Origin of the sequence: Demequina sp., from assembly GCF_049841215.1 — a bacterium.
Taxonomy (GTDB): domain Bacteria; phylum Actinomycetota; class Actinomycetes; order Actinomycetales; family Demequinaceae; genus Demequina.
Genome location: NZ_JASGEO010000014.1, coordinates 213,399 through 227,340 on the forward strand (window position 1 = coordinate 213,399; position 13,942 = coordinate 227,340).

Genomic DNA, 13,942 nt, shown 5'->3' on the forward strand with positions numbered 1-13,942 from the left:
CGAGGCTTCCGTGCTGAGGCGGCGCCTAGCCGGGGAACTGGCCGATCAGCCAAGCACCTAACGTCCCGCTTGGGCCCACTTGGGAACGCAGCGCCTTAACTAGGCGGGGCAGTACGGGCTCTGCGAGCCTCATGTGTGCCACCTCGGGATGCAAGGCAAGCAGGAACTCGGGGAGCGCGCTACCCTCTGGCTGCGATCGAACCGCAACTTGATCGAGAATGACGTCTGCGAGCTCGTTGCTCATGCGCTCGCTTCCCGAGTAGTCAAGTTCGACACTTCTCGCGGAGCGAATGAGTGCCGCCTGCACAACACCATCCGACAAGCGCCGAAACACCCGAGGATCAATTCGACTGCCGTGATAGTCCTGGTGCAAGACCGCTGCAAGCGACACAGGCCCGTCGTGATTGTGGTTGCATCTGGGGCATCGGTGCGGCATTGTTCCCTCGCCGAACCGCGCGCCGCGGCGCATACGCTCTAATGTGTACGACATTGCAAACAGAACGTCTGCTTGGCATGCGACTTGCGCGGGAGCATTCTGGGGCCAGAAGCTGAAGCCATCCTGGAGCGTCAAGGGGATGGCGGACGAGCCGTGCATCGAGACTGATGCCGAGTCCGGGAGGAAGATGTGATCCCGGTGTCCCAGCCGTGAGTCCGATGTGATCATGTTATTGATCATCGCGATGCGGTCGCCGATCCCCTCGAAAGCCCGATTGCTCAGGAACTCAAGCTCTCCTCGCCAAGGATGGTATCGGAGTGGCCAGGTGGCGGCATGTGGGATCACGAAGCCAGGATCAAACCTGTGCGGAGTGCCCGCCCCGTCGACCGCGAGAGTTGCCTTGAGGAAGTCGAGATGCTGATGGTCTCTGGGTTTGGTCACTACCGCCAAGTAGTGGATGGGTGCATCGATAGCTCGGTCGCGAAGCCAGGTCGATACGTTCTCGGCCTCGGTCCCGGACTGAACAACGGGGAGGAGGACCGCGATTGGCCCGCGTAGCTTCTCGCTCATCTGTAGCTGTTCATATGCGATTATTGTGGTCGCAGGCGGCAGACCATATTCGGTGCGGGCCAGTTCCACGATGGCATCGGACGCAGGATCGGGACCAGTGACCACCGTCGCGTAGGCGCCCTCGCCTACCTGTCGCGCAACCTCAGCAATACGCCTCCCGAGGCTTGTCTCGTTTCGGGCTGATGCATCCTCGGCAACGTATGCAGCAATTGCTCCCTCGATATCGAAGTGCACTGCGGTCCGTTCACCTGCCCTCATGAGAGTTTCTCGTGTGGGCCTGGCAGAGATCGACACGCACGAGTACTTAAGCGCGCCGGGGACGAAGGACTGGAAGTCATCTTCCATTGCGTACTTGCGCACGACTGACACATAGTCGGCCCGCGGCACTTCGTAGCTGAATGCCTCGGGCGTGATCCTGACCACCGGGCTCCCTGCAGCACAGCGTGGGCAGTCACGAGCGTCCCATCCGCTCTCTTGGATTTGGAGATTTAGGCGCTCGGGACCGCAGACGACAACTGCCTTCAGCGGCGCGTTCGGGGGATATTCATCGATCTGTCCGGCATCGAGAAGTCTCACGACAGTCGTTGTGCTGGCGGGTTCGACGTGCCGGGACAAGCGCTGTTCGAACGCACCGGACACCGCAACGGACTCGAGCACAAGCGAGGCGTCGTCGAGGAACAGGTCGGCATCCAGTCTCGTCGCGGACAGTACTTCGCACCGGTGATTCCCAGGAGTATTCAGCAGTTGGGCGACGAGCATCCCGACGGGAAGGATTGTCCGGCTGTCCGTGAAAATCCGCCGCGAATGAGTGGCTTCGTCGACCTGCGCTGCCGGTCGCTGGCATGCGATGGCCTCCACGCAGGCGTACGCCGCGAGCCGGGCTGCTGCGCCGCTCATAAGCGCGTTGCCCGTGCGGACGAAGTAGTTCTGGTGGAGTCCGCTCGGCGCCTGAAAGTGATAGGCATGAGTGCGAGCGTCCGAGAGTGCGTCGTAATGCCGTATTGCCAAAGCGACCCCGTCTGCGAGCACTGCGGCGAGTCGTGGGTCCGACACTCCATCGCTGATGCGTTGCGAGTAGTGCGTCGGCAGGATGTCGATTTCGATCTTCCGCCCCAAGAGCCAGTTCGCGAACCATGCCGAGCCGAGCAGCCTCTCGACGTTGGCGATGCCCCGGTCTGATCCGATGAGGCGTACCGCCCTAAATGAGCGCCATGTGTCAACGCGAATGAGTTGGTCAAGTTCGCTTCGTTGTAGGTCGTCGCTGTCGATCCAGATCACGAGCTCTTCGCTGTCTCCAATGCGAGTCGTGAAGGCGATCGCGGCTTCAACCGAGCGGTACGGGATTGCGGTCACGACTGAGTCTGGCTCTCGTTGCGCTCAAGGGGGACGGTGATTCCGATGGAGGTGCCTCGTACCAGCGCGCGTTCCGGCGGCACACCCGTCACGGAGGTGGGTCCGAACAGAGGCAAGTCTCGGGTCCAGCGCGGATTTCCGAGTTCTTCGGGTTCGAGTGGGTCGCTGGCGAAGTTGCGAGTAAGCAGCACGCGCCCGGTCCGGATCTCGATCTGGGCTTCGAGCTGGGAAAGGCCAACCGCGATAAGCGGCATCCCACGGCGGTATGGCGACGGGTTGTCCCGACCGGCGAGGCGAAGGCCGAGGGCGGCACGGAGGTGCTGAAGTTCTTCGTCGAATGACACGAAGCCGGCCCCGACAGTTGCCGGTGTCGCGCGCATCTCGTCGCGCAGTTTGTGCCTCAGAGCGATGCCTTGACCCGTGTCAGCGATTGTGATGCACAGCGCCGCTCTTGGCGGCGCGTCCTCCGCCCCAACCGTTCCAACCCGCGCGCGTACCAGAATGGCCGCCTCGGGCGCGGTGCCCGCTACCAATCCTCGTGCGCCGTGCAAGTGTGCGTTCCCGAGGACCTCTTCGACAACAGTCTTCAGCCACTCTGAGGGCCCCCCGTCCATGAGATGGGTGCTGACTCCGACGCCGGGCGACTCTTTCGTCGCGGTGTCCAGGTCGCTGACTAGCATGGGGTGAAGACGCAATATCGTGGACACGGATGTGCTGACATCCTGAGCACGTAGTTCGGCGGGGTGGACGGCTGCACGCGCGTACATCGTTCGAGGGAGTTGCTTTTGGCTGGCCATCGCGACGGCGAGCCAGGAGCCTTCCTCCTTGTGTTCCTCGGCGCGTGACTCTCCAGAAGCACTTGCCAGTTCGCGGAGTGTCGCACCGGTTAGTTCGGGCTTGTCTATGTCCGATGAATGCACTGCCGTGGCGACGCGAAAACCGAAGGCGTGTACTGGGCTCGATGAGTTCAATCCGAACGTGCGCGCGTCCTTCAATGACGCGAGAATGAGATTGCGCGCATTGTCACGGTTCATTTCGGCCCATGTAGCGACAAGTTGGAACGCACGAGCCGCGCTTGCACTGTCTTCGGCGAAACTTGTCGGAAGGCGAACTGGCCGACCAGGGTCCGAGTGAATATCTTGGATGCGCCGTTCGAACATGTGAGGAGTCACCTCTGCCGGAATGTCGATAGCATTCGCGAACGTCTTGCCCCTGGGTGCCAAGTTACCTCCCGAACGCGACTGCGCGCCAACCTCGGCCACTGAGCCGTATGGCGCCGGGTGCCCGACGCACCATTTCCACGGAGTGTACCGACCCGCCCCAGCGCGACGGTACTCCTTAGCCTCAATCGTGTGTATGAGGCCGAGTCTTGCCGCGCTCGGTTACAGTGGCCCCGCGCACGGGCTCGTCTGGGGCTAAGGAATCGAGCTCTTCGACTCGCAGGAGTAGCCCTTGTCGCTGCCGGTGCTCCCGGAGCATGAGTCCTTGCCAGAATCCCCGTAGAGTTTGTCGTTTCCTGACTCGCCGTACAACTTGTCGTTCCCGCTCGAGCCCTTGATCAGGTCGTTGCCTTTGCCACCCTTGAGGATGTTGACCCCCGTATTGCCGTAGATCGTGTCCGAGGCGCTGCCGCCCGTCGCATTCTCGATCGAAGACAAGGTGTCCGTTCCGGCGCCACCTGTCACCTTCTTGGTGGTCAGGCTGATCTTCACGGCCTTAGTGGTCCCCGCGTACGAGACCGTGTCCACGCCGGAACCACCGTTCAGCACGTTGTTCCCTGAGGTGCCGATGAGAGTGTCACCGCCGCTTCCGCCGATGGCATTCTCGAAGCCGATCAACACATCAGTACCAGAGCCGCCCGTGGCCTTCTTTGCCCCAAGGTTGATCGAAATCGCCTTGGTGATCCCCGAGTACGAGACCGTATCCGTGCCGCCCATGCCGTCGATGCGGTCATTGCCAAGCCCCGGCCGGATCGTGTTGGCGCGCGCGTCTCCGAAGATGTAGTCCGCGTACTTGGAGCCGATGACGTGCTGCGGTGCCACGACCACCCCGCTCCACGCCAGGTTGTCCATTCCGGTCTGCTGTCCGCTGCCGAACGTCGCCCTGGTGGTGGCGCCACCGTCGAGCAGCTCGTACTTCACGCCCTTGTAGGTGGGATCCGCGCTCTGCGAGGTCAGCCACGAGTAGTCAATCGTGTCCGAGCCGCCGTTGCCGTTGATGTTGTTGGTGCCGCCAAGTCCGCGGAACGTGTTGTTGCCCGTGGTGCCCTTGAGCGTGTCTCCCCATTGCGAGCCGATGAGGTTCTCCACGCCGGAGATGGTGTCGCGGCCAGCATTACCCGTGTTCTGCATCGACGTGGTGCTGAGATCCACGATGACGCCCGTACCGTAGCCGTCATCCTGGCCCTGACGGGCATAGCTCACCGTGTCTGTGCCGTCGCCACCGTTGACGATGTCATTGCCGTAGACACTCCCGCCCACCTTCCAACTGGACAGCGGCTCCGAGGCGTCGATCGAGTCGTTGCCGTCGCCGCCAAACATCTGGTCGGCGCCCGCTCCACCGATGATCTTGTCGTTGCCGCCAAGCCCACAGATCACGTCGTCACCGCCAAGGCCATCGATGATGTCATCGCCAGGCGTGCCAAGAATGACGTCCGCCCCGGTGGTCGGCACCTCTCCTGCAGCGAGCGACACCGTGACTCCATGCCCCGCGCATTGCGCGGAGTACAGGCCGGTGAACGATTGCACGGAGCCCCAGATAACGGACGACGCTCCTGTGGGTTTGAAGCCGATCTTCCAGTAGTACTTCACGCCGGGTTTGATGGCCGAGTAGGCGGCCACGTCCCAGTCGGAGGCGAACGTCAGCGCGTCGGAGCCAGTTGGCAGGGCGCCCGTTGACTGCTGATACGAGCCGCTCGTATCAAGACCGGCCGACGTTGTGGCTCGCCTTACGTAGTACGTGCCGCCACTGCCGTTTGTATACAAGTAGGCGAGCGAGAGCAGCCCGTACTTGGCGGTATAGGTCTCGCCGAACCACTCGAACTGGTCTACCGCGCTCGTCGAGGGTTGCGGGTAGCCAACGCGGTAGGCGTTGGGGGAGTTGGCGCCCGTCACCGTCGGAGTGGAGCCATTGCCCACGTTGGAGGCAGTGCCGAACACGTTGATGGGAGCCCACGGCTTCAACAGGTACGTTCCGGAGCCCGATGCCACCTGCACCCAGGCCTCGAACTTCGTCATGTTCTGCGGCGTCGTCGCCTTGAGCGGGATCAGCCACTCCCACTTGTTGCCGCCGACCGCTGCCCACAGCGGCGCGTCGACGGTGTTCGAGGTGATGCAGTACACGCCGGAGGTGCCCGCGCAGTTCTGCTGCACATAACTGCTGGCAAGCACGGTGCCGTTCACCGCAAGGGGAGTGGATGGTGTGATGTTCAGCTGCACGCCTGCGGGAAGCTTGAATCCAGGAACGACGCCCTGGCCGCCGCACGGCGCGGCCGCGGCGCCCACCGAGATGGACGCATAGAACGTGTCGCCCTGCGCGGGCTTGGACGCCGCCATATCTACCTCGATCGCGGCATACGCCATGACCGCGGGGCTGATGTACGGGCTGCCCCAGATCACGCCGGAGCAGTCGATCTCCCTGGTGTTCTGCATCGCGCCCGAGTACCAGGAGCCATTCGGAAGGGTCACCGTGGCAGCGGCGGCAGGTTGCGCCTCAACGGCGGTGATGATTCCCGCCAGCATCAGTGTGGCGGCGATCGCTGCCACCATGCTCCGAATACGCGGTCGCAAGTCAAGAACGGTCATGATTGTGCCTCCCCAGCAGTGCCAAAACGCTACTGCGCGCACGCGCGCCTGTGACCCCCGCCGGCGGAATTTGAGACCAGGTTGAGACTGCCTCGAACGCCCGGCGATGCTAACCCCAAGAAACCCGCGGCTCTCTCCCAAGGAACTTTCCGTACGCCGCGAACTCGCGTTCAAAGGCCTTCTTGTCCGACGCTGTGGCTGGCTCGAGCGTCGTCGTCACCACGTCGACGGTCTTGGGTTTCAGGGTTCGCTTCCAGATTCCCACCACACGCCCGTCTTTGACGAGCGTCGACTGGAAGACGCCGTTATTGCCGGGGACGACGGTCTTGAAGTGCTCGGGCTCCAGCAGCAGTGAGCGGTCCCCGTACCCCAACATGTACTCGTCGAAGCCGGGCAGCACCACGTGCCGCCGCACGGCCGTCGTCGAGTCGAGCACGCTCCGTGAAGCGAGCATCGGCCCCGCGCTCGTCTCCACCCTCACGAGCTCATCGCCCGCGCCCGCGATCCCCTCGCGGCACTCGCGCAGTCCAAGCCCCGTCCAGCGTGAGAAGTCCTTCTCGCTCGCCGGTCCATGAGACTGGAAGTACCGCCGGGCCATGATGGCGAGACCCTCTTCGCGAGACGGGGTGTTGGGGCTCGGCACCCACTCGCTGAGCAGCGTGAAGGTGTGCTCCTTCCCGCGCGGGGGCCCCTGGCACAGCACCCCTAATTGGCACCCGTACCAGAGCAGGTGATAACTCACCTGACCCGCAGTTGGCACGCCGCCGGCCTCGAGCACCGCCACGCATTCGTCGCGAGTCAGCACGCGCCCACCCGCGAGCGCACCCGAGAGCAGGCCCACAGCGCGGTCAACGAGCGCCAGCGTGATCCCCAAGTACTCGCGCCGCGCCGCACCCCCGGCCAGCGGCTTCTTCTCCATGAGCTTGACCATCCACGCCGCATCCTTCGCGGGCACAAAGTGCACCGTGCCGCGCATGGGCCACGTGCGCAGCACCTCGCGATTCTCTTGCGCCGCCTGAACATCCGCCGCGGTCAGGCCGGGCACCCGCACCCCAAACGACCACGCCCCGCTCGCGAGGTCTTGAGCCTGCATCGCGCCAAACCATTCGGCAACCTCAAGCACGAAGCGTTGCTCACCCTTGCCCAGCAGAAGCGAGCGCAACCGTGCCTTCCTGACGTCAGCGTCGGACAGTGCAGTGGAGGTGCCAGTTGCCATGCCCGTGACCCTACGCCGCGGCGCCCACACGCCGTAGCCTCGCCCCATGAGCGACTGGGCGCACTCGAGCGCGGACAGGGCAACGCGCGAGGGCGTCGCTGCGGAGATTCGCGGCTGGATTCCCGCGGCCGCCGATTCCCCCATCTACTCGCGCCTCGCTGCCGAGGTGTGTGAGGACCCCGTGCTGCTGGACGTCGTGGCGCGCATCGACAACGTGCCGCCCATGAATCTGCTCTTTGGCGCGGTGCAGTTCTTGCGCGGCGGCGCGTTGCCTAGCGTTCCGTACGGCGAGTTTCGCGCCTTCGTGCTCGCCCACGAGGAGGAGATCGTGCGGATCGGGTGCACGCGCCGCACCCAAACCAATGAGGCCCGACGCTGTGCCGTGATCCTCCCTTTCGTCGCCAATGCGGTGGCCGGGTTTGGCGACGGCGCGCGGGCGCATGCGATCGACATCGGCACCTCGGCGGGGCTCAATCTGTGCCTCGATCGCTTCGCCTACGACTACGGAGCGGGCGTTGTGGGCGACAGTGCGCTCGTGCTTGGCTGCGAGAACCGTGGCGGCTTTGCGCTGCCTTCTGGTGTGCCGCAGTTCGCGAGCCGTACTGGCCTGGACCTCTCTCCCATTGATGTTGAGGATGCGGACGCGGTGGCGTGGCTCGAGGCTCTCGTGTGGCCCGAGCATGCGGACCGGCTGAAGCGCCTGCGTGCCGCCATCGCGATCCGCCGTCAGACGCCAGTAACGATGATCGCGGGGGACGCGCTTGAGACGCTCGCTGGCGTTGTCGAGGCCCTGCCAGCAGGGGAGCCGGCGCTCATCTTCCACACGATCGCGCTGTATCAATTGCCGGCGGAGGCCCAGGCGACGCTCGACGACATCGTCGCCTCACTTGCTGAGACCCGGCCGCTCGCGCGCGTCTCCTTCGAGCCGCGGCACGGCAGCCTCTTCCCGCTGATCCACGTGGGAGCCCGGCCTTACGACAGCCCCGCCGTCGCGCAAGGCCATCACCATGGTGCGTGGCTGGATATCCCGCCCACCCCCGCACCACTAGCGGTTTAGGCATCTCACACATACTCCGGGAGCAAAATGCGCTCCGTTTAGGCATCTCACAGGTACTTCGCGCGGCGCCCAGTGCGGGTGCGCCTCCGGATGGGGTCCCTGCGCGAAGTACCAGTGAGATGCCTAGAGGAAGGCCGCGGGAGCGATTTGGTATGTGTGAGCTGCCTAAATCCGGTGTGGTGGGGGGCTGCGCGCGCGGTAGGGCCAGCAGCCTGGGCCGCGTACGCTTTTCAGCATGACCGCCGACACGATCGTGGCCGTGTCAGGCGCAGTTCGCGACCTGTCGATGGCAGGCGTCGTCGGAGCCCTCTTGCTCATCGCCACGAGCATCCCCGCTGGTAGCGCCGCAGCCGAGCGGGCCGCGCTCATCGGCCGCATCTCGAGCATCGTGTGGGTGGCCTCCGCGCTCACCTATTCCTTGGCCACCTACGCCTACATTCGCGACTCGGGCGTGGACGTCAACCGCTTCCTCCAGGAGTGGTGGAGCTACTCCAACTCGGTGGAACTGCTCCAAGCGCACCGGCAGGTATTGGTGGGCGCGCTGATCGCCTCTGTGATGATGGCCCTGGTACGCGGGCCGTTACTCGCTGGCTGGTCCCTGCTGCCGGTGGCGTGGGCCGTGGGATGGCTCGCACAGACCGGCCACGCGGCAGGCTCCGCCGACCATCACCTCGCCACGAGCTCCATGGCCCTCCACCTGGCGGGAGCCACCATCTGGGTGGGCGTGATCCTCGTCGTGGCGCTGCTGCGCAAGCCCCTTGGCGACGCCGCGAAGGATGTCATGAGGCGCGCGTCACGCATCGCTATTTGGGGTGCGATCCTCGTGACCGTCTCTGGCGTCGCTAACGCCGCGCTTCGCCTCAACTCGCCCGCCGACCTCTTCACCACCTCATATGGAGGAGTGCTCGCTACCAAGGTCGCGCTCATGGCGGTGGCGATTGCGCTCGCGGCGTGGCACCGCGCGCGCACCCTTCCGCGCCTCAGCGACGCGGAGGTGGCCGCGAAGTTCTGGCGCGTCCTCTCGGTCGATGTCATAGCGCTCGTCGCGATCATGGGAATCGCCGGGGTGCTCGGCACCATGGCGCCGCCACTGACCGCCCTCCCCGTCATCGACCCCAGCCCCGCGTATTACTTGACGGGCTACGAATTGCCGCCCGCGCCGTCGGCCTGGAACTGGGTGGCGCTGTGGCGACTGGAAATCATCGCCGCCTTCGTGTTCGTCACCGCGGGCGTGCAGTACTTGCGGTGGTCCGCTCGCTTACGGCGACGCGGCGACGCATGGCCCGTGTATCGCGACGTGTTGTGGATCATCGGCATCCTGATCCTCATCTGGGTGAGCCAGGGCGCGCCCGCGATCTACGGCATGACGCTGTTCAGCGGTCACATGGTGGAACACATGGTGCTCGTGACGGTGGCGCCCATCTTTCTGGCGCTCGCGGCCCCCATCACGCTGGCGCTGCGCGCCCTCCCTGTTCGCCACGACCACTCGCGCGGTCCGCGCGAGTGGCTGCGCGGCCTCGTCGAGTCGCGCTTCATGAAGTTCGTCTCGCACCCGGTGATCGCCGCCGCGAGCTTCGCGTCCGCGCTCATCCTCTTCTACTACACGCCGCTGTTCGAGTTCACGCTGCGCAATCACGCCGGCCACCTGTGGATGCTGTTCCACTTCGCGATTGTCGGCTACCTCTTCGTGAACGCACTCATCGGCATAGACCCAGGGCCGTCCCGCCCGCGCTTCCCCATGCGCATCGTGCTGCTCTTCGCCACGATGGCAGCGCACGCGTTCTTTGGCGTGGTTCTCACCACCTCGCACGTGTTGCTGGCACCCACCTGGTTTGGACTCATGGGCCGCACTTGGGGGCCCGACGCTATTACCGACCAGCAATACGGCGGCCAGTTGGCATGGGGCATGGGTGAGCTGCCCGTGGTGCTGCTCGCCGTGCTGGTGGTCACGTTCTGGAGGCAATCGGACGCGCGAGAGACCGCTCGCCTCGACCGCAAGGCCGAGCGCGACCACGACGCCGATCTCAACGCCTACAACGAGATGCTCGCCCGAGTGGCCCAAGAGGACGCCGAGCGCCAAGGGTGACGGCCCCGCTGCGGCCAGGCACAGCGTCGGGCTGGCGGCGGCTCCCCAGCGCTACGCGGGTTGCAACGGACGCCCGCAAGGCCTGACCGTCAGATTCCGTGATTGCGCGGAAACTGACGGAACCGCGAAGGCCCGATCCGCCGGAATCCGCGGGGGGCGCGGCCTCGCTGCCCCTGCCGCAGGGACCAAAGTCCCGGCCCCCGGGGACGTGACGCAGCCCACTCCGCCACCCCAGTCATCCACAAATTTCCTCCACAGGCATGTGAACTTCCGGTGAATCACGCGTGAACGCGGTGGAGAACCATGTGAGGAAAAAGTGGAACAAAAAAAGTCTCCATTTCGCCTTGCACCGCCCCTGGGACGCGAGTAGACCTATCCACATCGAGAGGGACATTCACCAATCGATGAGGGACCGGAATAGCCGGAACTGGTGGCCGAGAGGCAGCCGGTGAGGGTCACCGCGACAGGAGCCTCCGGGCTCAGGTAGCGGTCCTCAGCGGATGCGAAATCGGAGCTAGCAGGGAAGGTACCGGAACCGAGGGCCTCCGGGCCGTCGGGGAAGGATTCTGGAGTGCCGGAGGCCCTAGGGCAGCCGGGACTGCATCGCCGGAAGCGGCGCCTTACGGCGAAGCGGAAGGCGGGCTGGCCCCTCGATCGTCACCTAGGAAGACGATCACAAACCCACGCGAGGCTCGCGGGGTCCGGGAAACCGGAGCCGGTGAGTTGTTCCGGGCGGCGGGAGACCGCGGCTCGGAGCGGGCCAGGGTTGGCTGGGCATCCAGCTGATTCGGCCCTCGGGTGGTTCGGCGCGGGATGGCCGGAGAGTGCGGCCCCTTTGGGGGTTGCGGTCGAAGTGCGATCCCTCGGGATGCCGGAAGCCGTGGCCCTTTGGGGTTCGTGCGGATGGCGGACCGGTCGCTGTGAGGCTGCAGGGCTTACGCCCGGCGGCGGATCGGCAGCCGAGCCGAGCGGGATCGACCGGGGCCCCTTTGGGGCCGCGGCCGGATCTCGACCGAGGCGCAGGCTCTCCCCGCAAGGGAACGGTGAATGATCCGATCGGACGCTTCGGACAACGTTGGTCCACTTCAAAGCGGCAGCCCGCAAGGCCGTCGGTGCGAACTGTGGGTGACGGCACAGGGACTCACGGCCCGTAGCGTCGGCCAAGAGGTCACCCTCACGGGGGTGAAGCCGCATCGTCAATCGCGGCCGTCGCTTCTTGCGGGGCTTCCCGCACGTGGGCGAGAACTCTTTGGTCATGGCAAGGCCCCCCGGACTCCTATTCCGGGGGGCCTTCGCCTTGCCCGCAGCTTTGCGTTGAATGAACAACTGCCAGCTGCTGATGGCAACGCTAAGCGTCCCGGATCTGATTTCCGCGGAGGCGCGCCGCGTTGAGTCTCTCCCACGTCCCGAATGGGTTCTGGTGCTGGCTGTTTTGGCTCATAGCCGGACTCAGAACCCATTCTGGGGAGGCAGGGGCCGCCAGCCGGCCCGACGCTGGGGCTGGGTTAAGCGGTGCCGCCCAGTTGGGAGCCGTCGGGCACAAGCTGTGGCGAGCCAGCGTCGGCCAGGCTGACGTCCCCGGTCACCGTGACATCGGCGCCAAACGTCCAGTCGCCTTTGACCGTGAGCGACGTCGCGTCGCGAAGCGACGGGGCGCCGTAGGGGAAGCGCTCGTCGAACTTCTGCATCGTCTTGAAGTGCTTGGGGTCCAGGTCCACGAGCGGGGCGGCCTCCACCGCGAGGCGAAGCGCGCCGTCATCGGCGAGGGCGTAGGCGTCGCTGCGCAGCAACAACAGGTCGTTGGTGGTCTTCACCGGCAGGAAGCGATCGCGGCCAACCACGATGGCGGTTGCGCCCTCGAACACCTCGATCGCCGCGCCCATGGCGGTCTCGATCTGGAACACCTCTGGGCTGCTCGAGTCCGTGGGGTCCACGGTCTTGACGTTGCGGATGAGCGGCAGGCCAAGCACCGCGCCGCGCTCGGTGAGGGCCGCGTAGAGCTTCTCGAGGTCGAACCACAGGTTGTTGGTGTGGAAGAACGGGTGGCGGAACTCGTCGGTGAAGTACTCCATCTCTTCGGGAGCGGTCTGGGCGGTGTCGCGCAAGATGAGCCGGCCGTCGGCCTTGCGGATGGCGAGGTGGCCGCCCTTCTTGTCCGCGAGGGTTCGGGGGCACAGTTCCGCGGCGTACGGGGCGCCCGACGCTGCAAACCAGCCCGCAATACGCGGGCTTGGCACGGCGCCAAGATTGTCGCTGTTGGAGGCGCTCGCGTACGTGAAGCCGGCGTCAAGGAGCTGCTCGAGAACCCCGGAGCCGAGCAGCGCCGTGTAGATGTCGCCGTGGCCCGGGGGGCACCACTCGAGGGTGGGGTCGGCTGGCCAGGTCACGGGGGTGAGATCGTCAACGCGGACCTTGGGCTCCGCGTTCTGGAGGAAGTCCAGGGGGAGTCCTGCCACCGCGATGTCGGGATGCGCGGCAAGCGCCTCCAGAGAATCGTCCCTGGTGCGGAACGAGTTCATGAGGATGAGCGGGACGCGGGCTCCCGTGGTGGCGCGCGCGTGAAGCACCTGGCCAACGATGAGGTCGAGGAAGCTCTTTCCGTCCCGCACGGGCAGTAGAGACTTGGCGCGGTCCATGCCCATGGACGTGCCGAGTCCACCGTTGAGCTTGATGATCGCGGTCTTGGCGAATGCCTCGTTGGCGGCCTCGTCGCTGATCTCGACGCCTGCGAGATGGTCTGGGCGGGTCAGAGGCTCAATCGAGTCCTCAAGGATGAGGCCAGTAGCCCCCGCCTCGAGCTCCCCGTAATAGTGAGTGAAGACGTCTACCGCTGCTGGGCTGATGCCCGCTGCACGCATCTTGTCTTGGGCCTGAGTGAGTCCTGCTGCGCTCATGTTTGAGAGCCTAGCGGCTCAGCGACTGGGACCGCTCACAGCCAGTTTGCGATATTTGCCCCAAATATGGGTGGCACCAAAGGCGTCCGGACGCCATGATGGGTCTTGGTTGCGCCCTGCACCACAACACCGAAGTTGACGATGGCGGCAAAACAGAGATCCAGGGTCCCCTCAGTCTCGAGGATCTCCGCAGGGGCGGCTTGCGGCTCTGCCATCGCCACGACATAAGGAGATCACCATGGACAAGTGGACCATCCTCGCCAACTCGAAGGTCGTGCGCGTCACGGCTTCCGCGACCACCCTCGTTGCCGTCGCTGCCATCGCTGGTGCCGGCTGGAAGTGGTACTAGGCCCTACCCAGCTTTGCCCCCAATTCACTCATCTCAACTTCACTCACGTAAGGAATCTGTCATGGACAAGTGGACCATCCTCGCCAACTCGAAGGTCGTGCGCGTTGCGGCTTCCGCGACCACCCTCGTTGCCGTTGCCACCATCGCTGGTGCCGGCTGGAAGTGGTACTAGGCCGCA

General features: G+C 65.0%; 7 protein-coding genes. 2 read left to right on the forward strand and 5 right to left on the reverse strand.

All coding sequences use genetic code 11. The features are described from left to right. Window positions 1–25: 25 nt before the first annotated feature. From QM618_RS08815 to QM618_RS08830, 4 genes are all read right to left on the reverse strand, one after another. Window positions 26–2,359, reverse strand: a complete 2,334-nt coding sequence (locus QM618_RS08815; RefSeq protein ID WP_428097213.1) for a hypothetical protein — start codon at window positions 2,357–2,359, stop codon at window positions 26–28. After that, window positions 2,356–3,393, reverse strand: coding sequence for a hypothetical protein (locus tag QM618_RS08820; protein WP_428097217.1), 1,038 nt, complete (start codon window positions 3,391–3,393; stop codon window positions 2,356–2,358). Before QM618_RS08820 ends, QM618_RS08815 begins: the two co-directional genes overlap by 4 nt. Window positions 3,394–3,774: 381 nt before the next feature. Beyond that, the gene (locus QM618_RS08825) at window positions 3,775–6,162 is read right to left on the reverse strand and encodes a calcium-binding protein (RefSeq protein ID WP_428097220.1); all 2,388 of its coding nucleotides are present in this window, start codon (window positions 6,160–6,162) and stop codon (window positions 3,775–3,777) included. A 109-nt stretch (window positions 6,163–6,271) separates the two neighbouring features. After that, window positions 6,272–7,378 carry a winged helix DNA-binding domain-containing protein gene (locus tag QM618_RS08830; RefSeq protein WP_428097223.1) on the reverse strand — a complete coding sequence of 369 codons (1,107 nt, stop codon included), beginning with the start codon at window positions 7,376–7,378 and terminating at the stop codon, window positions 6,272–6,274. 46 nt (window positions 7,379–7,424) lie between these two features. Between QM618_RS08830 and QM618_RS08835 the strand changes: the two genes are divergently transcribed. Further along, on the forward strand, window positions 7,425–8,435 hold the full coding sequence (locus tag QM618_RS08835; protein ID WP_428097226.1) for a DUF2332 domain-containing protein: 1,011 nt from the start codon (window positions 7,425–7,427) through the stop codon (window positions 8,433–8,435). 235 nt (window positions 8,436–8,670) lie between these two features. Further along, window positions 8,671–10,521, forward strand: coding sequence for a cytochrome c oxidase assembly protein (locus QM618_RS08840; protein ID WP_428097229.1), 1,851 nt, complete (start codon window positions 8,671–8,673; stop codon window positions 10,519–10,521). A 1,505-nt stretch (window positions 10,522–12,026) separates the two neighbouring features. On the opposite strand, the gene QM618_RS08845 is transcribed toward QM618_RS08840, so the two are convergent. Next, window positions 12,027–13,415, reverse strand: coding sequence for a UTP--glucose-1-phosphate uridylyltransferase (locus tag QM618_RS08845; protein WP_428097231.1), 1,389 nt, complete (start codon window positions 13,413–13,415; stop codon window positions 12,027–12,029). Window positions 13,416–13,942 lie beyond the last annotated feature (527 nt).